Genomic DNA, 19,515 nt, shown 5'->3' on the forward strand with positions numbered 1-19,515 from the left:
CCACCCAGTCTGCGCTGGGTCACCGCGACAATAGCCGTGGCCTCGTTCGGACGGCGGCCGAGGAGAGCGGGGTCGGCGCGACCGGACCGACGCGATCAAGGGCACGCCAGGGGATGCCGCCCAGCGGACCACCTCCGTGTGGGCGGAGAGCACCCCTGTCCCGGGACACCGCCGACCGGTGGTCCCCTGACCCCGACCTTGTGGCCGGGATCGCGAACGTGCTCTCCGCCCGCGCGGAGCTGCGAGTTGTTCGATGGGGACAAGCGCCGCGCCCTTGCCCTTGGTGGCGGAGCTGACGGCGAGGGCGCCGCTAGATACGGGCCGGGCTCCGGCCTCGTGTGAGGGGGCCCCATGGCCGTGGCCGGATGCGGAGGCTTGCAGCCAGACAAAGACGGGCACGATCGGGGGACTTATCGGTCATGCGGCTGGTAAACGCGACCGGGAGCGGCATCTGCTCAAGATTTCGTGGAGGCGTTGAGGCTCTGTCACGGCAGATGCTGTGCCGGGTGCCAGCCACTGGAGGACGCAGCGGGGTGCGTACGGGGCCGCGCTGCACTCGCGCATGCCCGGCCGGCAGCTGGAGTGGGCTGCTGCCCACCAGTTGGCAGTTCCCGCTGGTACAGGGATCAACATGCGCGTGTGCACCAGGCACTGCAGTGCTGGTCCCACCGGCGATGACTCTTCCAGCAGGCACTCCATAGCCGTCATGCCAAGAAATGCGCTCGTCTCCACGGTGTCGAGCCCTGAACCGAGGAGCGACAGGTCGCCAGAGCGAGCGGATCCCCTCTGGACGTGCCACCGGTAACGGGTCCACTGCACCATGAGATGCTCCGTGAGTTGTGAAGGGGCCTGGGAGGGCCGGATGTTGGGGACGGGGGTTCCTGGCGCGTGCCGAGGGACTTGTTGAGCGGTACAGCCAGAGCGGCGTGGGACATGGGATGCGGAGCAGACGGGGCTGGCTGGTCAGTGGCCGCAGTCCGAGCACAGGTGAGAGGCGTGTCGCCTGCGCGGTCCTTCGCTGGCGGCCGCGATACCGCGGAGAGCAGTGCGGAGGCATTCCTCAGGGGGGAACAGCGTGTCCACGACGATCTTTGGGTCGGGGAGGGGAGTGGTCGTTGCCACCTCGGCGCTCCATTCCGGGGGCTGCTCTGCAAGAGGCAGCGCTCGGAGGCGTGCTATGTCTTCAGGGCAGACGCACTCGACGATGTGGAGTGATTCTCCTATGGCGGCAGCGAAGCGGCGTAGGGATTTCACTTCGCGGGTGTGGGTGAGGGAGCGGCCGTCGAGTACCACGGTGGTGTCGGGGCTCGTCTCGAGGTGCCAGACGGTGGTTTGAAGAAGGAACTCGTCCAGCCGGTCGCTCCTCTCCGGCGAAAGCATGACCGGCCTGGGGAAGAGTACTCGTCGTAGCTCAGCTTTGTTGAGCAGGACTGCGCGGAGGGTCTCGGCCAGTGCCCGTGCCAGAGTCGTTTTTCCGGTCCCTGGGCGGCCGCCGATGGCGACGATCATTGAGTCTCCTGTTCCGGTAGGGTGATAGAAATTGGCCGGTCAGGCTGGCTGAGACAGTCGGCCCTTGGATTTGGGGCACGTGAAGAATGCCCACACGCCTTTTCCTGTGGTGTCTCCCGTGCACTTCCTCGGCACTGTGATCCAGTCGTCTGACATTGCGCTGACCAGTGCCAGCCCACGACCCCCCGGTGCATTCGTCGAGAGCTGGATTGCGGGAAGTGGCGCAGCGTCGGAGTTATCCGTCACCAGCACGCCTAGAGCAATCCCGGCGGCGAAGGCGAGGGTGACCCCCACGTGTTCGCTCTCACCGACCGGTCGTGTCCGTGCGTGCACGACCGCGTTGGTCACAAGCTCACTCGTAGTCAGGACTACTCGGTCGGCGAAGTCGTCGTCTCCCGGCAGCCACCAGGCCGCAAGCTGCTGTCGCACGAAGCGGCGGGCGTCGCCTACGGCGGCAGCCTCGCTCTCAAGCTGGAGTTCGGCGCACTCGGTTCTGTCCCCGCGCGTCAGCACCGTCAGGAACTGCCGGTTCGTCATGGACATCATCGTTCACACTCCCGGTTCTTATGACGACTACCGCTGTCCGGGATAAGCGGCCCGGCAGTGGCGACTCCTACAAGCCCAAACGGCCGGGCGGCAGGGGCTTGGACCGTGGGGCGGTTTGTTGGCTCTTCGACCGGCATGATTCGTCGAGGCTCTGCCACCGGGCAACCGTCACCAGTGGCTGCTCAGTTACTCCGGAAGGTGGAGTCACTGATCTGTGCACTGTTTTTGTTCGCAAGTCACTGTTTTCCCTGCGGAGCTGGCGGGGCCGTCATTAATCTGGCCGTGACGGTGCCTCAAGTCAGGGGAGGCTGGATGAATCGTGTGTCACACCGCCCGTCTTGTGCGAAACGGCTACGGCAAGAGGGGTCCGAGCGGGGAGAGACTGTCCACGAGATTGCCCGGAGCATTCACATCCACTGCTCGGTGTCGCCGCTGCGCGCTCAGCGTCTGGCCCGAGGGATGACCCTCAAGGACGCGGCTGAGAGGCTGAACGCGCTCGGAAGGGAACGCCCTGCGGCTCCTCGCGTGGACGCAGACCAGTTGGGGCATTGGGAGACTGACCGCCAGCCGCGTCCTGCCACGGTCGGACTGTTGTGTGATCTCTACGAGTGCATGCCCCAGGATCTCGGGTTCGCGTGTGCGTCGGTCGCCGACCCACACGCGTCCGGCGATCTCGTTCCGGCTGCTCCACCGTCACCCCCGTCACCAGCCATGCATGCGTCCGCAGCGCACATGTCCCTCGAGCAGCACGTCGACGCAGTCCGACACGAAGTCGACCGAACACTGGCGAGCGGCACCGTCACACCAACACAGCTGGACTTGCTCGATGAGCAGGTGCTCTGGGCGCGCGAACAGTACGTCTACACACCGCCAGCACCGATGCTCAAAGTGCTTCTCAGCCAGCTGAAAGAGGTCGGTTACCTGGCCGCGCATCGGCAGCCGGCCACCGTTCAAGTGCGGCTGTCCGAGCTGACTGCCATGCTTGCCACTCTGATCGCCGACGCGCTCATGAAGCTTGGCCACCTCACCCGGGCGCAGTCCTGGTATGCAACAGCACGAAATGCCGCTGAAGACAGTGGCAACCCGGAACTGCGGGCGCGGGTGCGGGCGCAGGCCGCCATGCTCCCCTACTACTACGGACCACTTGAGGCTGCCGTCAGCTTGTCAAGGGAGGCCCGCATCCTTTGCCGCGGCCGGCCCGGGGCCACCACCGCTTTTTCCTCCGCTGCCGAGGCCCGCGCGCTGGCGAAGCTGGGCGACACCGAAAGCGCGATGGCCGCACTCCGCTCCGCACGAGCCGCATTCGAGCAGACCACAGATCGAGGGATCGTCGACAACGACGCCTTCGGCTTCCCCGAGCGACGCCTCCGGCTGTACGAGAGCGGAACCCTCACAGCTCTCCGGCGGACGAGCCAGGCGCGGCGCGTCCAGGAAGCAGCGCTCCGCCTCTACCCGGCCAAGACCGGCATCGACCCAGCGCTCCTCCACTTTGAAGCCGCGATTTGCCTTGCGCATGACGGCAGCGCGACCGAGGCGTGTCAGCTGGCGGCAGCCACCTTCTTGCGTCTGGTCCCCGATCAAAGGACACCTATCGTGGAAGAACGGGCTCGCGAGGTCATCGAGGCGCTCCCGCCGGGAAAGAGTGGTCGCGGGGCCCGTGAGCTTCGCGAGATCCTGACGCGTCCCACCGGGCCGATGTGACAGCACAAGGGATGGTCGGCGAACCTGAGCCTCATGACAGAAGCGGCGCCGACTCCCGGCGGGTTCGATGAGTCCGAGATGCAGCAGGTCCTGAAGCGCGGGTGCGAGGCTGTAGGCCTCGACAGCTCCGACGCACGCCTCCTGCGAGGACACACCAACGCCGTCCTCCTCCTCGAGAAGGAGCAGGTCGTCGCCAAGATCGCCCGCAAGGGCTCACGCATCGACGACGTCGCGCGCACAGCAACATTCGTCCGCTGGCTGATGGAATCCGGCTTCCCCACCGTCCCTCTCCACGCGGTAGACCAGCCGGTCATCATAGATGACCAAGCTATTACCTTCTGGACCTACTTGCCCCAGCCGGACGAACCCGTCGCCGCTGCTCAGCTGGCCAAGCCACTGCACACGCTCCACTCGCTGCCTACACCACCGGTAGCACTGCCGAGCCACGACAACATCGCAGCGATCCGCCGATCCCTCGCGGCGATCACATGCCTCCCCAGAGAGACACTGCTGTTCCTGAACGAACTCACCGAACAGCTCGAGTCACAACTGCACGCCGTGCAGTTCGCCATGCCCGAAGCGGTCATCCAGGGCGACCCGCAACACCGCAACGCCCTCCACACCTGCGACGGCCAAGCTGTTCTCTGCGACTGGGACACTGTGGCCGTCGGACAGCCCGAGTGGGATCTCGTCACCGTTGAAGTCCACTGCCGACGCTTCGGCCACGGCCTACAGCACTACCGTGCCTTCGCCGACGCTTACGGCTGGGATATCACTCGCTGGCCGGGCTATCGCCCCCTCGCAGCGATTCGCGAGTTGCGAATGATCACAACAAATGCTCGGAAGATCCGTCATGCTCCCTGGAGCCTGAAAGAAGTCGAGCGGCGGGTCGAGGGCCTGCGCCAACAGGACTCACACCTGCTCTGGAAGATCCTCTGACCTATCGGAGCAGCTCCCTGCGAATGTGCTCCCTTCCGGCGGCTCAGGGTGCGGCGCCATGAAGAACAGCCGGTCTCGCCGCGTGTCTACTGGCTCCGTCGCGGTCGATACGCAAGCTGCCGTGTTCTACGACGGCGGCGCCAAGGTTCTGACTCGCGCACGCCAGCTCGCTGCGCACCGGACGAGCTGGCGCTGCGGGGGAGTGCACGAGTTCTTCCTCGACGGTGACGGGTTTCGGTTCAGGGAGCGTGGAGCTTGTTGACCTGGGCAGTCACCAGGTCCGGTGGAATGCGGTTGTCTTCGGGCTGATCGGTTCCCACGCGGACGAAGGTGGCGACGACGTTCCTCACACGGACGTAGAGGTGAAGGAGGGGGAACTCGCGGTGGCTGCCGTCGTCGGCTACCGCACGGAGGTCGTAGGCGAGGGCCTGGTCTCCCTGCTGTGGAGCGGCCTTGGTCTTCACTCCCTTGTAGGGGTTGCTGTAGTGGGCCTTCTTGTTGGCGATACGAAAGGAAGAGGTGCAGGCCGCGGCCGCTGACTTCAGCTTGCTGACGGCGGCAGCCGCTTCCTTCTCCGAGGTGTAGGAGGCGAGTGACACGGTGAAGCGGTCGCGCAGGGTCTTCGCGTAGCGCTGCTTGGCCCAGGCGTGGGTCTGCTCCGGCATCCCGATGTCGAGAGCGCCGGCGAGTGGCTGGCAGCGTTCCTCGGACGCCTCCAGCTTTCCCTCGAGCGAGAGGGGACCGAGAAGATCTCGTCATGCTGCTTGAGCGAGGTGGGAAGGTCACCCTTCGACAGCAGCATCTTCTTCAACTGCTTCCGGGAGGGCGGTGGTGCGGGAGCAGTCGAGGACGTCTTCGGGCTGCCCTGCTTACTGGGGTCTTCTCGTCCCCGGACGAGCATGCCCCCACCGTGACCGCAAGGACCCCTGCTGCTGCCGCAGCTACTGCGCTGCGTACGTGCTTCTCACTGACCCCCCTCGTGACGCCCATTCTGCCTACCGAGAGTAGATCATTGGCTACTGTTGTGTGGCTGGGTTGGGTGCTTCCGGGACGACCACGGGCGTTGAGGCGCCGCGGCAGTCCATGGCATCGGACCGTCACATAGCCCGCCCTATCTGACAGGAGTCCTCACACCGTGCTCGTCTCCACGCGCCGCGCAGGTGCTTCGCTAGCCCTGGCCGCTGCCTGCCTGTTCGCTGCAGGCTGCGGAAGCAACGACGCCCCGGATAGCAGCAGTGACTCCAAGCGGACAGCTTCCCCGAAGTCGTCCCACAAGCCGAAAGACTGGGCCGAGCCGAAGAAGTCGACCGACCTGCCCCATGGCAAGCACACCGTGAACGGGGACCCGGTGGACTTCCCCCGCACCACCAAGGGCGCGGTCGCGATGCTGAAGGAAGCCGCCGAAGTCCGCGTCGAGAAGGACCACTACTTCACCGACGTACAGCTGCGCCTGCTGCACCGCTACCAGGTCGAGGCTGAGCAGACCCCGGAGAACGCCAAAAAGATCAAGACCAAGTCGGAGGAGAAGGACGCGAAGCTGCGCCGCAAGGCGGGCGTGAAGAAGGGCGAGCCGCTGCCGCGCGAAGTGTCGCTGCGCTCCGACGTCGTCGGCTACAAGATCGTCTCCGCGTCCCCGGACAGCGTCCGCGCCTGGCTGCTGACCCGCCAGGCGGAGAAGGACAAGCACCACAGCAAAGCGATCGTCTCCTTCGAGCGGACGCTAACCGTCGCCCGATGGGAGAAGGACGACTGGAAGGTCAGCATCGGCGACACCATCCACGCGATGCAGGAACAGACCGACAAGGACAGGCCAGAGGCGACCGCGCCGGGCAAGCCTGGCTTCAACAAGGCCGACTGGACAGCGATCCGCGGGGCAGTGTGATGTCTGGCCAGCGCCGAACCACCCGACGGAGCCACTCCTGCACCGTCCCGGTACAGCACGCCGAAGCGTCCGCTGCGGCGTGCGCGGGGCGGTGCGCAGCACCTGCGGCAGCGTCGCGCCCGGCGACCACCTTGCGGTGTGCGGCGGCGGGCTCGGCCGCGTGCTGGTCACAGCGAGCGCCAAGGCGCAGCTCCCGTTGTTCGGGAGTGGCCAGGATGCGGGTGTAGATGTGGCCGGTGGCCGGGTCGGGCTGGGCGGGACCGATTTCGGTGAGTGCGGCGGCGCAACGCACGTATCCACGCTGGGCGGCGGGGTCGGTGACGTGTCCCAGGAGCAGCGGGTTAGTGATCCGGGCGGCTGCTTCTTCTTCGGTTTCGCGGCGCAGGATGGCTACGGGGTCGTCGTGGTCGCGCTCGCCCGCGGCCGTCAGGTCAGAGGAGAAGTCGAGAGGGTCGCCGTCGTGCAGATCGGGGTGTTCCAGCGTCAGCGGGTCCACCTGGATGGGAGGTCGTGCTGGTGGCCAAGGAAGGCGTAGGCGGCTGGCCACCCTACTTCAGCCTGCTGCACGGAGAGTCTCGGGCGAGAGGCGTGAAGTGCTGGTCGGTGGCGCGGCGCGATGTCCTGCGGGGCAAGCTCCTCCAGCCCACTTCGGGACTCGCCCTGACCCGCACAAAGGTCCCTTTTGGTTCAGTCAACAGGCCGTATTGGATGATGCCCCAGGAGGCCTCGAGAGCCGATAGCCGTGCTGGCCTTTCGATGTTGCGGTGTGGCTGGACGGCACCAGGTCGGGGCGGGCAGCGAGGACATCACGCAGGAAGGTGCGCTTGGAGTAGAAGGTGTGCTCTGTTGACCAGCCCCGGGTCGCGAGGTAGGTGCGCAGCCAGCCATCGATGCGCCTCATCTCGTTGAGAACTTCCTGCTGGTCGTGGTCGAGGACACTGCGCGAGCGGAGGTACTCCAGTTCGCACTGGGAGAGGGCGACTTTGGGTGCCTCAATGAGAGAGCAACGGTCGAGAAAGATGCCGTAGACGTGGCCGGTGCGCATCGACTCGCACTGGATGTCGTAGCGGACACGCTGAAAGGGCGGCATCGCCCGCACTTGGAGTCCCAGCTCCGTACGCAGGTACTGCTCGAAACCGTTGGGGTCGACGTCGACGCTGGAGGTCAGCTCCTCGCGACGGGCGAAGGCGTCCGCGGTGAACCATTTCCGCTTGAGCACGTACCCGGCGGAGACCGTCGGGATGAACGAGGCGTAGCCGATCTCCTGTTCGGGTCCAATGACGTCGAACAGGTAGTTCTCAGTGTGGTGGATCTGGAACTCTTCCCGGTACTCCGCCCGGCAGCCTTCCAGCTCGCCGTCACGCAGAGCTTTCAGCAGCTCCAGCGATGCGGCCCAGATGTCGGGCGCTGGATCGAGGGTGTACTTGTACTCCAGCTCCATTCCGGGAAAGTGGGTGCGAAAGTACCGCAGGTGGTTGTTGAGCGCCCTGCTCGACTCGGCGTGTGCAGAGAGCACAGGGTCCAGCCAGCGCAGAGCCTCGACACGGCTGTGTCCGATCGGCTCGCGGGTGGTGCGCACGAAGCAGGCGTCCTCGGGGTAGAACCGGATCTGCGCGTATGCGTGGTACCCCCCGCCAGGGTGCTCGGCCAGGTAGCACAGCGGCACGAGCCCTGGCGATGCGTTTGCTCCGATGAGGTCGCGCAGGGCGTCGCCGGGGATGGCGTCGGGGAACAACGCGCCGCCGTCGATGCGGGCGGTGCCCAGCCGGGCGCCGTCCGCGCTCAGGGCGTCGACCTGGCAGACCCCGAGTGCGTCCCACCGGATGGCGACCGTTGTGCTCGGCAGGCAGACCTCTTGTGGGGGCACCCGGACGAGCACGATTGGCTCGTCCGGCCGGCGCGGCGCGGTCTGGTTGAGGAGGTGGATTCCGCCCAGGACAACCCAGGTGCCTCGTTTCGTCCCGTTGGTACCGCTCATGTTTGTGAGTCCTTCCTGTGGACCGGCGTGCCGACGGGCACGACGACATGGCTAGCAGCGAGTCGTATGTGCCGCGTGTGCGAGACGTCCGCCTAGGGTGTGGCGGGTGAGTCATGGCGAACTTGGTCAAATGATCTTCGATGCGGCGGTGTCCGACGCCCGCCTCGCTGCGCTGGAGTTCGACGGCGCGCTGGCCTGGCTGGATGAGGCCAGGCGGCATCCGATGGAGCCGCTTGCGGCCGAGGTCTGGGTCACCGACCCCGGCTTCGGGTACGTCCTGCTGGTCAAGCACCGCGTGCGCGGATGGGTGCCGCCCGGCGGCAAGGTCGAGCCGGGCGAGACACCGCGGGAAGCCGCGGCGCGTGAACTTCTGGAGGAGACCGGCCTGCGTGCAGAGCTGCTGCCCGTGCCCGCGGCCGTGGCGGTTCGGTCCTACCGGGCCGACTGGTCCCCGACGCTGGGGCTGTCCTACGCTGCTGTGGTCGATCGCGAGGTGCCTCTTGGCGGGGAGAAGGGCCAGCCTGCGGCGTGGATCGGTCTCGACGAGGAGTGGGAGAGCGTCTTTCCCGACGACCGTGACCGCATCCGCGCATACGTGCGGCACCTGGCGGCGGAGCGCGCGGTCGGCGCTGGCTGAGAGCTGATTGGGGCCGCCGGTCAAAGGACCGTCTCGATCCGGTCGAGGGCGCCAGCGGGCACTGTGAGCAGATCGAGGTCGTGCAGAAAGCGGACCCATACCGGTTCCAGGCCGGGCTCGTGCTCGAACTCCTCCCTGTCCAGGTGCCCTTCGGCGTAGGCGACGGTGCGCAGCGCGTACTGCTGGAGTTGGTCGGGGTGTATCCATCGGGGGCTGCGCACCTCGCGTTCGGAGGGACAGAGGGTTCCGGACACCTGGGCCTGGAAGATCCACCATTGGTGGCCGGTGGGGCCGGTGGGTAGGCGACGGCACTTGTTGGGGCGCCACTGCCTCAGCAGCGGGTGCAGGTGAGTGACGGCAAGGCCGACCTCCTCGGTGACCTCCGCGTATGCCGCCGCTTCGGGGCCGCCGTGCGGGGCGAGGTGGCCGGCGACCGGCGCGATCCCGGCGGGCGGCTGTGCCCGCTCGAACACTAGGAGTCCGCCCGGCGAGGAGATGAGCACCCCAACGCTGGCGTGGTCGCAGATGTTGTCTGCGGAGGGGGAGGTGGACGGAGGGGTCATGGCGTGCCGTCCGGCCGCTGGGCCTCGACGACGAGCCAGCTCGTCACCGTCGGGGTGTCGGGGGTGGTGAGGGCGTACGCCGCGTCCAGGATCTCCATGCGCCGAGCGTGGGTGAAGGCGCCGCTGGGCCGGGCGAATACCGGGATGGACAGCCACGCCTTCTTCTCGGACATGGTGCTGTGCTGAGCGGTGACCTCGGTATCGAGGAGTGCCAACCCGGCAAGGGCCAGGTGCTCGGTGACCTTCCGCAGCGACAGCTTCGGGGGTTCGGCAGTGGAGGGTGGCGGGGTGTATCCGTGGTCGCGGGCGGCGATCTGCCGGATGAGGGTGTTCAGCGACGGCCCTGTGTGTGCGGTCTGCTCGTCTGGGTGACGTACGCCGGCGAAGCCGCCGCCGATGTTGAAGACGAACCGCCCGCCAGGGCGCAGGACCTTGGCGACCGCAGCGAACACTGCAGCCGTGTCGGTCTTCCAGATCGCCGAGTTGCACACGACGGCATCGGAGCTGCCGGTCGGGACGTGGTCGGCCAGCCGCTCTGCTGGGCTGGTGATCCAGGTCAGGCGGGGATCGTGAAGGGCGCGGCTGCCGACGCGCTGCATCGCGGCGGCGCTGTCCAGGGAGATGACCCGGGCCTGGTCCGGCACCAGTTGGAGGATCGCGCGGGCGGTTGCGCCAGCACCGCCGCACAGGTCGATCACGAGGCGGGCGTCGGCCAGGTCCGCACGGTGGGCGAGGTCGCGGCTGGTGGCGCCGTACATGGGGAACTCGCGGGTGAAGGCGGCGTACTTCTCGGCGGTGGAGTCCTCGTCCCAGCCGAGGACAGCGTCCTGCAGTGCCATCGTGGGGTGCCTCACTTCACGGACGGGGCTCCGACCGCCTCGGGCCGGGCCTTCGGGCAGGGCTAGAAGAGTGCGGACTGCACGGCGGTTTCCGGCGATGTGAACGAGCCGAGGGCGATGCGGCGGCCTTTGAGGGTGCCGAGGTCGAGCAGGTAGCGCAGATCGTCGTCGCCGTCGAGGACGGCCAGGACCTGGGAACCGGCGCAAGCCAAGATGTCGAATCCGTGTTCGCCCTCGCGAGGATCGTGCGGGTAGAGCGCCCGCTCGGTCCCGGCTGTGCGCAGCAGGTCGCCTTCGCCGGGCGGCGTCCATGGCTCCAGAACCGTGGGAACGTTCATGTCGGCCAGGGCCTCAGCGGCACGGGCGAGTTCCTTCTCGTGCGAGGAGCGGGCCGGAGCGAGGTCGTGCAGCTCGGCCAGGGCCTGGAGCTTGGTTGCGGCTCGGACGGATTGGGGTAGGCCGAGTCGCTGGGTGAGCGCGTCTTCGAGGAACCGCACGGCGCGGCCGTCGGGGCTCTTGGTGAGGTAGGTGGCCACCAGGACACCCTGCTCATCGAGACGGGACCTTTTGCGTGGCTCGGCCGCGGTGCCGACCTTGGTGGTGCCGTCGGCGAACGTGGCCAGATACAACCAGTGGGGCTGCGCCATGTAGGCGGTGAGGGCTTCGGGAGCGTGGCCTCCCTGGTGGAACTGGTGGGCGAAGCGGAAGTCGTCCTGGCTGGCGCAGCGGGCGCACTGCCCGCTCTGCTCGGCTGGCGCCCTGTCGGGGCAAGCGACGGCTTGGACACGGCGGGTGTCGGTGAACCGGTAGCGGCCGGTGCACCACCGGCCGGTACCGCTCACCTGGTAGCCGAGGCGCTGGTTCATGATCTCGGCGTAGGCCAGAGGCCCGTCGGGCAGCGGGGCGAGCAGGAGTCGGGGATCTCCGGTCGCCCAGGTGAGTCCGTGGCACACGTACGTGCCGCTCGTGGGCAGGGTCTGCTGCATGGTGCGTTCCTCGGAAGTGCCGGGTCGGGTCAGACGCTGAGGTGCAGGCGGTCGGCCAGCGCCTGCGCGGCGGTCTTGAAGACCTCGTCGCGGCCCGCGCCGGTGACATCCAGGGACAGCCAGCCTCCGCGTTGATCCTGCTTGCGCAGTTGGTTCAGGACGGTGTCCTGGTAGCGGATGAAGTGCTCGCCGCTGTCGCCGGAATGGCCGGTCTCCAGAGAGGTGAACGAGCCCTTGCGGGCGAGTGCTTCGCGGGCGCTGATCCGCAGATAGATCACGAGGTCGGGTTCGGGGAGGTGAGCGAAGACCTGCTCGGCGAGGCGGGTGGAGACCTCGGGGTTGACCGCGTACCGGGCGAGGATCTTGTGGGGCGCATTGTCGAGGATCACGTGGGTGCCCTCGGCGAGCGCGGGCCGGATCACGACTTGGTCCTGGAGGGTGTACCAGGCGGCCAGCGCCAGCAGCCAGTAGTGGTCGCCGCACGCCTGGGCGACGCGGGCGTCACGCCGGTAGACCAGCGCGTTGAGGCGGTCGACGTAGTCGGACAGCTCCTCGTCCATGGGGACTTCGGTGCTGTGCTTGCCCACGAGGATCGCCCGGTGGCCGGCGTCGTTGAGGGCCTGATGCAGGCGGGCGGCGAGGGTGGACTTGCCTGCGCCGTCGATTCCGGTGACTGTGATCTCCCGCCCTCGCGCGGGCGCGGGGTGTGCTTGGGCCGTCATCGGTTTCCTCCCGGAGTGCGGAGCGGACCGTTAGCCAGGCGGTCCGCGATGATGGAGCGGATTCGGTCGACCAGGACGGCGCGCCTGCGCAGGACCTCGCCGTGTCGCTCATTGGACAGGTCCGCGGGGTAGTGGCGGGCGAGGTTGTTGGAAATGACGTGGAGGTAGCCGAATCTGATCCCTGCTTGGCGTGCTGCCGCCCCCATGGGGCCGATCTCCGGGTCGACGAAGGCGTACTCGGCGTGTTGGGCGAGCCAGTCGCGGTTCTCCAGCAGGATCGACGCGGAGGTGACGTGCAGCCCGGCCTGCACGTCGACCTGGCTAGCGGCGAGGTCACCGAAGAAGTCGTCCCAGGTGACCAGCGCGCCGCTGACAAGGCTCTCGTTGCCGGTGGCCAGCCACGTGTTCGGCTCGATGGCGGGATCCAGCGCTCCGACCTTGCCGAGGTAGACGACATCGCGGGCGCCGAGTTCGGCCAGGCGCGCGACGACCCGGCCGGCGACGTCGCCCCAGATGCTGTGGAGGAACCCGAGGTAGACCACCCTGCGGCCTGCGACCTCGGCGCGCTGCCAGGCATACCCAGGCCCGCGCGTCCACACGCCGCCCTCGGGGGCGAGGTATTGAAGGCTCCAACCGACGATCACAAGATCGCCGTCCAGTTCGAGGTTGAGCCCGTCGACGGCCGCGCGGCACTCCTCCTCTCCGGGCGGCTGGTAGGTGACGGCGTCGGCCGAACGGCCGGTCATGGCCAGGTAGGTGGCGATGATCAGCGCGTAGTGCTGGACGTAGTCGGCGCCGGGAAACGCCTTGATGACCAGGTCCCGGCCGTGGACCGCGGCGGTGGGCCGCTCGATGTTGAACAGCTTGTCGACCTTCTCGTACCGGGAGACAACCGCCGATCGGTCGTAGCCGCCGACGACGCGGATGCTGTCCCAGTCCTGGTCCTGAATGAGGTGGTGGACCTTGATCTGGAGGTAGCGCAGCAGGCTGTCATGGCCCATGGTGTGCCCGTCGCAGGAGATCGGGGCCGCGCGAAGCAGCCCGTGCACGGGCTCGGCGAGCAGAGAGTCCGGCCTCAGGGTCATCGGCGGGCCTCGGCGATCTGCACGCTGCTGCCGGCCGCCGCCCGGACGACGGCGATGTTCCGCCGGATCAGGCCGAAGCGGTCCTCGGGAATCGGGCCGAGCTTTTCTATACGAGGCGTGGAGGGCTTCTCGTACGGCCCTTCGAGCAGCAGGGCGATGCCCATCGCGCCGAGGATGACGGGGGCGGCCCCGTCCACGGAGGAGATCCACTCGTGCTCCCGTTGCTGGAACAGCTCCAGGTGGCCGGTGCGGCCCAGGCCGAGGAGCCGGTAGACGATCCGGTCCTCGACCATCCCGCGATCCTCCAGATACGCAGTGGCCGCCCAGCGGTTGCGGCATAGCTGCCCGTCGGGGTCGGGGCGGCGCGATGCAGGCAAAGCGATAGCTCCGGCATAGTCGCCGGTGACCAAGGCGTCGTAGGTGCGCAGCCACTCCTCGTCGTCTGCGGCGTGCAGGACCGCGCACAGTCGGAAGGCGTCGCCGGCCAGATCCCGGATCTCCCGGGCGGCCTGCTCGCTCGCCTTGACGGTCGCCGCCCCGTCACGCATGACGTCCGGCAGGATGATCTCCCTCGCCCCGACCGCGCGTCCGGCCGCGACGAGGTCGGCGGCGGGCAGGGCGTGCCCGAGGTCGAAAACGCCGTTGTCGACGATGATCTCCGCGCCGTTCTCGGCCTCGCGGGCGAAGAACGCGCGGTAGGTCTCATCCGATAAGACGCGCTGGGCAGCCACGTGGTGGACGCGGGCCGGTGCCTGAGCGACGAAGGTGTCCAGGTAGGTGGGAGGGGCGATGACGGAGAAGTCGATGCTCTTGGCCATCACATCTCCCCCGACTGGCTGGCCGCAAGGGTGAGGAACTGCTGGGAGAGGACGACATCGGTGCGGAAGCGTCCGCCGGTGTGCACAGTTGTGGTCCGGGCAGCCTCCATCCGCACCCCGCGCATGCTCATGCACAGGTGTGTTCCACGGACAGTCACAGCGACGTCCCCGCTCCCGATCACGCTGGTGAGTTCTTCGACGACCTGCCGGGTGAAGCGCTCCTGGACCTGGAAGCGGCCGGCGAAGCGCTGGGCGATCCGGCCGAACTTCGACAGACCCACCACCTCACCCTCGGGCACGTATCCGGCGGTGACCTGGAGGTTCATGGGCAGCATGTGGTGCTCGCACAGCGACCACACGTTCATGCCGCCCACCACAACCAGTTGGTCGCTCAGCCGGGACTCGGTGAAGCACGTGGCCGTCGCACCGTCGTCCGGAGTGAGGAAGGCGTTCAACCAGGCCGCGACGCGGTCCGGGGTGCCGGCCAGGCCTTCGCGGGCAGGGTCTTCACCCAGTTCGACCAAGAGCTGGGTCATGAGGTCGGCGACCCGGTCGGTGTCGATTGCCGCGGAGGATCGGCCGGTCACGGGGAGGGCGCTCAGGTCCGGCTCGGAGCCGGCGACGGACGTCGTCATGAGCTTCTCGCTTTCAGGAGCAGGGGAACAAAGGGGCAGGCGGAAGATCAGCGGCCGCGCGCATCCGGGAAGGCGAGCACGTGCAGCCGGGTGGTGAAGTGCAAACGTCGGGCCGCGACCGCATCGGCGAGGACGCGGGTCGTCCTGGCGATCGCGTCCATGGAGGTGCCCTCGGGCATCACCCATACCGGCGCCAGCCGGTAGGCGTCGGCGAGCTCGGCGATGCGGTCGAGGTCGGCGACCGTGGAAGCGACGAACTTGAACGCGGCTCGCCCGGATGCCACGAACGCCTCCAACGCGGCGGGCACTATGCTCATTGCCTCGTCCATGCCGAAGCTGGCGATCTTCGGCGAGACGTTGAAGCGGACGCCATCGACCAACAGCTCAGGCACCGGCGAGATGGTGCCGTTCGTCTCGAACTCCACCCGCTTCCCAGCGGCCAGCAGATACTCAACGAGTGGCACGAGACGCGCCTGCTGGAGAAGCGGCTCACCCCCAGTGATCACAACCAGCTCCACCGGCGACAAGGTGGCCCAGGCCGCGAGATCCTCCACCGTCTGCTGCCTCGACTCTTTACGCGGGTCGAACTGGGACCAGTCCCAGGTGTACTTCGTGTCGCAGCTGGTGCAGGTGAGGTTGCACCGGGAGAGGCGGATGAACAGAGCGGGGTGCCCACAGCTCGGTCCCTCGCCCTGGAAGGTCGGCACCTCGACGCCGAAGCGCTCCGCGACGATCAGTCGAAATACGGCATCGTTAGTCACCAGGCCGATGCTGATTGACTCGGAGGCGGTCACCGCTCCTCCACGTCGAAGCGGGCCCAACTGCTCGCCGTCTCGCGAACGAGGACGGCGAGCAGACGGCCGGAAATCTTCGGCTGGAGGTTCTGGATGAACCAACCTGCCAGGAAACGTGCCAGGCGCTCCGAGGTAGGTTCGAAGGGGAGAACCTCGTGCAGGTTGCGGTGGTCCAGTTCGGCGTCAAGGAACCCCTTGAACGGGGCGAGCGCACCGAAGTCCGTGACGAAGCCCGGTCCGTTAAGGGCCGACGAGGTGAGGATGACCTCGACCTCATAGCTGTGACCGTGCTGGCGTCCGCACTTGTGCTCAGACGGCAAGCTGGATAGCTGGTGGCCCGCCTCGAACGTGAAAGCTTTGCTGATCGTGAAGGTGCCACTCGGAAGCCGCACCGGTTCATGGAGCATTTCAAGAACCTCCTCGGAGTTGGACAACCAGTTGTGAACCCGTCGACGAGAGGCCAGCGCGTGGCGCTGGGGATAAGGAACGAGGCCCGGAGAGGCGTGCTCGGTCAGTGCCGACAGGAGTGTGTGCGCATGCCATAGCGGCCGCTCGGATGTACGAGTGTCGATCAACCGGCCGCCGATGAAAAGGACTTGGCGGTAGTCTTGCCGGTAGTCTCGTGGTGAGAACAGCTACCCGGAGCGCAGCACGCCTGGTTGACTTGGGGGTGTGGTCGAGAGAATCCACCCATTGGCGCTGGCCCGGGACGCGCGCGGGATGACTGGTGTCGAGCTTGCCCGCCGGATCTGCGCTGCCGCTACCCGGCGAGGTTTGCGATCGAGTGCGGACAAGCAACGCGTGCGTAAATGGGAGCGCCTGGGCGTCACACCCGACGCCACCACTCAGGGGTACATCGCTGAGGTGTTCGGGATTCCGGCTGACCAGGTGGACCCGGAGGACTGGCCTAACTGGCTGCCTACCGGAGTGGTGCCTCTGGACCGGATAGACAACACCGTGCCCGCCCTGCGAGAGGCCCTTAGGACGACGATGACGCGTACCCGCCGCACCTTCCTGGCCGGCATTTCCGGCGCCGCACTCATCTCGCTGGCTGAATCCTGGGCGAGCGCAGCCCCGCTGTCCCGGGCAGTCAAGGCAGGCACAGACGGTAAGTGGATCGATGAAGAAGTGGTAGTCCTTCTGGAGGACACCAGCGCCCGTCTGACTGCACAAGCAACGGAACAGCGACAGTTCACCGCTCCCGTGCTCAACTCCTGCCTGCAATCCGTCACCGACCTGATTGAGCACAGCCGCTGCGCGGAGCCACTGCGGTTCCGTCTGCACGCGCTGGCCGCGCGTCTCGCGCAGACGGTGGCTTGGCACCGATTCGACCTGGGTGAGCATGACGCAGCGATCACACATTGGAATGCCGGCCTGCATGCCGCACGCGCCACCAGCGATCACGACATGGGCGCCGCCCTGCTGGGTGATCTGGCTTACCAGGCATCCTGGCGCGGTGATCCCGACACAGCAGCTGGCCTCCTTGAGAAGGCGCTCACCAGGGCGCGGCACCCTGCGGCCCAGTCGTTGCTGCATCTGCGCTTGGCGCGCGCCCGGGCCGCCCAAGGCCATCGACGCGAGACTCTGCGCGCCCTGAAGGCAGCCGAGCACTTCCTGAACGCTTCCTCCGGAGAACCGAAACCCACGTGGTGCGCCTGGATGAGCGAAGCGGACCTGGCCGTGGACTCTGGAGAGTGCTTGCTTGACCTCGGCGACACGCGCCGTGCCCACCGACTCATCCAGGAAGGCACCCAACTCTTGCCGCACGCCCGGAGCAAAACCCGCGGCGTGTTCCTCACCTACCAGGCCGGTGGCTACCTCGAGCTGGGTGAGCCCGAGCAGGGCGCAGCAGCCGCCTTGGAAGCGCTGCGGCTCGCGCAGCGTATCGGTGCCCCCCGATGCGTGCAGCTTGCGCGGAACCTCGCCCCGCAGTTCGAGCCCTATCCGACAGCCCAGGGCGTCCCCGAGTTCCTGGAGGCCGCAGCGGCCTAACCCCGCGGTACAAGGCTCGCTGCGCGGGCGGCACCCCGTGCCTACCGGATGGGCGGCCTCGCGGTGCTCACCTCTTCGGTAGGCGGCCAGCCCGGCTCCGGGGGCGCTGAGTTCCAGGCACCGCGTGCTCGACGTGTTCGGACCGGGGAAGCCGACCGCAACGATTTCGGGGCAGCCTTCGGCGGGCTACTGACCTTCCCCGAACCCAAGCAGGCGTACTACGCGGGCGGCACCTACGCCTTGCTTGGCGAACACGAAAGAGCCTTGGGGCACGCCATGCTGGCGATCCGCCAGTATGAGACCGGGCTTCCAGAGGACCGCTCCTACGGAGACGAGGCACTCGCCCGGGTTGACGTCGTCACAGCGCATCTCGCCTTGGGAAACGTTGATGAGGCAGTGCGCAATCTGCGGGCTGTTCTGTCCATCCCGCCGGAGCAGCGCATCAGCCAGCTTGGCGCTGGTCTGCGGCGTGTGCTGACCGCGCTGTAGGATCCCGCGGCGGCGAGGTTGTGCAAAGCCTCGGAGCTGGTGGAGGCAACGCGCCAGTTCCAGGGGGCACTCGGAGGAGGCACAGTACCGTCAGGTTCGTGAGCACACTCCGTAAAGCTGACCCCGCCATTGCCGAAGGGTGCACCGAGCTGGGCCTGGATTGCCGCGGCATGGAGCCCCTACGGCAACATGCCACAGCCATTTACCGGCTACCCCGCGAGAAGGCCGTCGTGCGGTGCGGCCCTCTCGAGTCAGCCGAGTCCCTGGCCAGGACTGTACAGCTGGTGCACTGGCTCCTCGGCCACAAATTCCCTGCCACCGAACCGTTGGAATTGGAGCAGCCTGTGACGACTGCGTCCGGGGTGCTGACATTCTGGCGGCACTACCCTCAGCCTGGTGGCACGCCGCCGGCCAGGAGCCTCGGTGCCCTGCTCCGTCACCTTCATAGTCTCCCCGAGCCTCCGATCCGCCTCCCTGCATACGAGCCGCTCGCTGCGCTAAGCAGAACGGTGGAAGCCAGCGCGCTCCCAGAGCCGAGGCGGGAGTGGCTTCGCCACGCCATTGACGCACGACTGAGCGAATATCGGGCGCTGGAATTCTCGCTGGGCAGCGGCCTGATTCACGGGGATGCGTATCCCGGAAACACGCTGTGGGATGGAGACCAGGTCCGCCTGGGAGACTGGGATGAGGCGGCCTGGGGGCCTCACGAGATCGATCTCGCGAATACCTTCCAGGGGGTGCGTTTCGGTCGTACATCGAAGGAGCTGGCGGAGTTCTCAGCCGCTTACGGGGCGCAGCTGGCGCCCGCAACGCTGCGGACCTTGACCGCCATGCGGGATCTGCACACGTTGGGCGCCTTCATCAGGCGGGCCGATGCAGGTGACGCCAACGCACACGTGCAGCTGCAGCACCGGCTCGACACCCTTCAAAGGGATGAGCTGCATGCCCGGTGGGACGTGCATTGATCGGCAGATACTCGACCGGCTTGACCCAAGTGGTCCTTCCAGATTGGAAGGGCCACTATCTGCCCTCTTGGAGGGGGTCTCTCTCGCGCCTGTCCCGCCTGACCTTGTTCACGCTCATGCGTTCTATTCCCCTGCGGTGTCCTTCCCTCTCCCACCACCCCACCATCCGGGTGGACCGGCAGCCTTCCCGGCCATGGGACAGTGGCGTGAATGCAGCGGAGGGCAGTCGCCCGCTCCGCTGTCGGCTTTCAGGAGTCAGGCGATGGGGGCTTCCCGCCGCAGGTGTGCATCCGGCGCGCGGTGTGGGCCTGGCTCGTTGCTGATCCAGTAGGTGTGCGAGCGATTGGTGATGTGGAGCCGGCCGGCGCTGATGTCCGGGCTGCCGTCGGCTTGCCAGACCTGCAGCGCTGTCTCGATGCGGTCCCGCAGGGCTAC

The 19,515-nt window shown here is 67.3% G+C and carries 21 protein-coding genes; 8 read left to right on the forward strand and 13 right to left on the reverse strand.

Going from position 1 to position 19,515, the window contains the following annotated elements; all coding sequences use genetic code 11:
- Nucleotides 1-963 precede the first annotated feature (963 nt).
- Nucleotides 964-1,509, reverse strand: a complete 546-nt coding sequence (locus tag HC362_RS34285) for an AAA family ATPase (protein ID WP_243088220.1) — start codon at nt 1,507-1,509, stop codon at nt 964-966.
- Nucleotides 1,510-1,548: 39 nt separating this feature from the next.
- Nucleotides 1,549-2,046, reverse strand: a complete 498-nt coding sequence (locus HC362_RS34290) for an ATP-binding protein (RefSeq protein ID WP_243088221.1) — start codon at nt 2,044-2,046, stop codon at nt 1,549-1,551.
- 321 nt (nt 2,047-2,367) lie between these two features.
- Between HC362_RS34290 and HC362_RS34295 the strand changes: the two genes are divergently transcribed.
- Nucleotides 2,368-3,756 carry a helix-turn-helix transcriptional regulator gene (locus tag HC362_RS34295; protein ID WP_347568526.1) on the forward strand — a complete coding sequence of 463 codons (1,389 nt, stop codon included), beginning with the start codon at nt 2,368-2,370 and terminating at the stop codon, nt 3,754-3,756.
- A gap of 33 nt (nt 3,757-3,789) precedes the next feature.
- The gene (locus tag HC362_RS34300; RefSeq protein WP_243088223.1) at nt 3,790-4,695 is read left to right on the forward strand and encodes a phosphotransferase; all 906 of its coding nucleotides are present in this window, start codon (nt 3,790-3,792) and stop codon (nt 4,693-4,695) included.
- Between the two features lie 239 nt (nt 4,696-4,934).
- On the opposite strand, the gene HC362_RS34305 is transcribed toward HC362_RS34300, so the two are convergent.
- Nucleotides 4,935-5,360 carry a hypothetical protein gene (locus HC362_RS34305; protein WP_243088224.1) on the reverse strand — a complete coding sequence of 142 codons (426 nt, stop codon included), beginning with the start codon at nt 5,358-5,360 and terminating at the stop codon, nt 4,935-4,937.
- A gap of 470 nt (nt 5,361-5,830) precedes the next feature.
- Between HC362_RS34305 and HC362_RS34310 the strand changes: the two genes are divergently transcribed.
- Entirely contained in the window at nt 5,831-6,577 is a 747-nt protein-coding gene (locus tag HC362_RS34310; protein WP_243088225.1) for a hypothetical protein, read from the forward strand.
- 79 nt (nt 6,578-6,656) lie between these two features.
- Complete coding sequence (locus HC362_RS34315; protein WP_243088226.1) at nt 6,657-7,112, forward strand: hypothetical protein; 456 nt, start codon at nt 6,657-6,659, stop codon at nt 7,110-7,112.
- Between the two features lie 156 nt (nt 7,113-7,268).
- Here HC362_RS34315 and HC362_RS34320 read toward each other — a convergent pair whose 3' ends face one another.
- Nucleotides 7,269-8,555: a hypothetical protein gene (locus HC362_RS34320; RefSeq protein ID WP_243088227.1), complete on the reverse strand. Its 1,287-nt coding sequence runs from the start codon at nt 8,553-8,555 to the stop codon at nt 7,269-7,271.
- 130 nt (nt 8,556-8,685) lie between these two features.
- On the opposite strand from HC362_RS34320, the gene HC362_RS34325 reads away from it, so the two are divergent.
- Complete coding sequence (locus tag HC362_RS34325) at nt 8,686-9,192, forward strand: NUDIX domain-containing protein (RefSeq protein WP_243088228.1); 507 nt, start codon at nt 8,686-8,688, stop codon at nt 9,190-9,192.
- 20 nt (nt 9,193-9,212) lie between these two features.
- Here the strand turns inward: HC362_RS34325 and HC362_RS34330 are convergent, their stop codons facing one another.
- The 9 genes from HC362_RS34330 to HC362_RS34370 all read right to left on the reverse strand — a co-directional run bounded on the left by HC362_RS34330 (nt 9,213) and on the right by HC362_RS34370 (nt 16,041).
- Complete coding sequence (locus tag HC362_RS34330; protein ID WP_243088229.1) at nt 9,213-9,755, reverse strand: NUDIX hydrolase; 543 nt, start codon at nt 9,753-9,755, stop codon at nt 9,213-9,215.
- Nucleotides 9,752-10,594 carry a class I SAM-dependent methyltransferase gene (locus HC362_RS34335; protein WP_243088230.1) on the reverse strand — a complete coding sequence of 281 codons (843 nt, stop codon included), beginning with the start codon at nt 10,592-10,594 and terminating at the stop codon, nt 9,752-9,754. Before HC362_RS34335 ends, HC362_RS34330 begins: the two co-directional genes overlap by 4 nt.
- Nucleotides 10,595-10,656: 62 nt before the next feature.
- On the reverse strand, nt 10,657-11,580 hold the full coding sequence (locus tag HC362_RS34340; RefSeq protein WP_243088231.1) for a DUF2797 domain-containing protein: 924 nt from the start codon (nt 11,578-11,580) through the stop codon (nt 10,657-10,659).
- Between the two features lie 29 nt (nt 11,581-11,609).
- Nucleotides 11,610-12,302: an AAA family ATPase gene (locus HC362_RS34345; protein ID WP_243088232.1), complete on the reverse strand. Its 693-nt coding sequence runs from the start codon at nt 12,300-12,302 to the stop codon at nt 11,610-11,612.
- Nucleotides 12,299-13,387, reverse strand: a complete 1,089-nt coding sequence (locus tag HC362_RS34350) for a hypothetical protein (RefSeq protein ID WP_243088233.1) — start codon at nt 13,385-13,387, stop codon at nt 12,299-12,301. Before HC362_RS34350 ends, HC362_RS34345 begins: the two co-directional genes overlap by 4 nt.
- Nucleotides 13,384-14,205: a hypothetical protein gene (locus HC362_RS34355; protein WP_243088234.1), complete on the reverse strand. Its 822-nt coding sequence runs from the start codon at nt 14,203-14,205 to the stop codon at nt 13,384-13,386. Before HC362_RS34355 ends, HC362_RS34350 begins: the two co-directional genes overlap by 4 nt.
- Nucleotides 14,205-14,840, reverse strand: a complete 636-nt coding sequence (gene folE / locus HC362_RS34360) for a GTP cyclohydrolase I FolE (RefSeq protein ID WP_243088235.1) — start codon at nt 14,838-14,840, stop codon at nt 14,205-14,207. The genes HC362_RS34355 and folE overlap by 1 nt, the downstream gene beginning before the upstream one ends.
- 47 nt (nt 14,841-14,887) lie before the next feature.
- Nucleotides 14,888-15,634, reverse strand: coding sequence for a 7-carboxy-7-deazaguanine synthase QueE (locus HC362_RS34365; protein ID WP_243088236.1), 747 nt, complete (start codon nt 15,632-15,634; stop codon nt 14,888-14,890).
- A complete protein-coding gene (locus tag HC362_RS34370) occupies nt 15,631-16,041 on the reverse strand; it encodes a 6-carboxytetrahydropterin synthase (protein ID WP_243088237.1) in 411 nt (136 codons plus the stop codon). The genes HC362_RS34365 and HC362_RS34370 overlap by 4 nt, the downstream gene beginning before the upstream one ends.
- A gap of 265 nt (nt 16,042-16,306) precedes the next feature.
- On the opposite strand from HC362_RS34370, the gene HC362_RS34375 reads away from it, so the two are divergent.
- The 3 genes from HC362_RS34375 to HC362_RS34385 all read left to right on the forward strand — a co-directional run bounded on the left by HC362_RS34375 (nt 16,307) and on the right by HC362_RS34385 (nt 19,080).
- Nucleotides 16,307-17,626: an XRE family transcriptional regulator gene (locus HC362_RS34375; RefSeq protein ID WP_243088238.1), complete on the forward strand. Its 1,320-nt coding sequence runs from the start codon at nt 16,307-16,309 to the stop codon at nt 17,624-17,626.
- A gap of 48 nt (nt 17,627-17,674) precedes the next feature.
- Nucleotides 17,675-18,115, forward strand: coding sequence for a hypothetical protein (locus tag HC362_RS34380; RefSeq protein ID WP_243088239.1), 441 nt, complete (start codon nt 17,675-17,677; stop codon nt 18,113-18,115).
- A gap of 170 nt (nt 18,116-18,285) precedes the next feature.
- The gene (locus tag HC362_RS34385) at nt 18,286-19,080 is read left to right on the forward strand and encodes a phosphotransferase (RefSeq protein ID WP_243088934.1); all 795 of its coding nucleotides are present in this window, start codon (nt 18,286-18,288) and stop codon (nt 19,078-19,080) included.
- The last annotated feature ends 435 nt before the right edge of the window (nt 19,081-19,515 follow it).

This window comes from Streptomyces sp. 891-h (genome assembly GCF_022760275.1).
Classification (GTDB): Bacteria; Actinomycetota; Actinomycetes; order Streptomycetales; family Streptomycetaceae; genus Streptomyces; species Streptomyces spirodelae.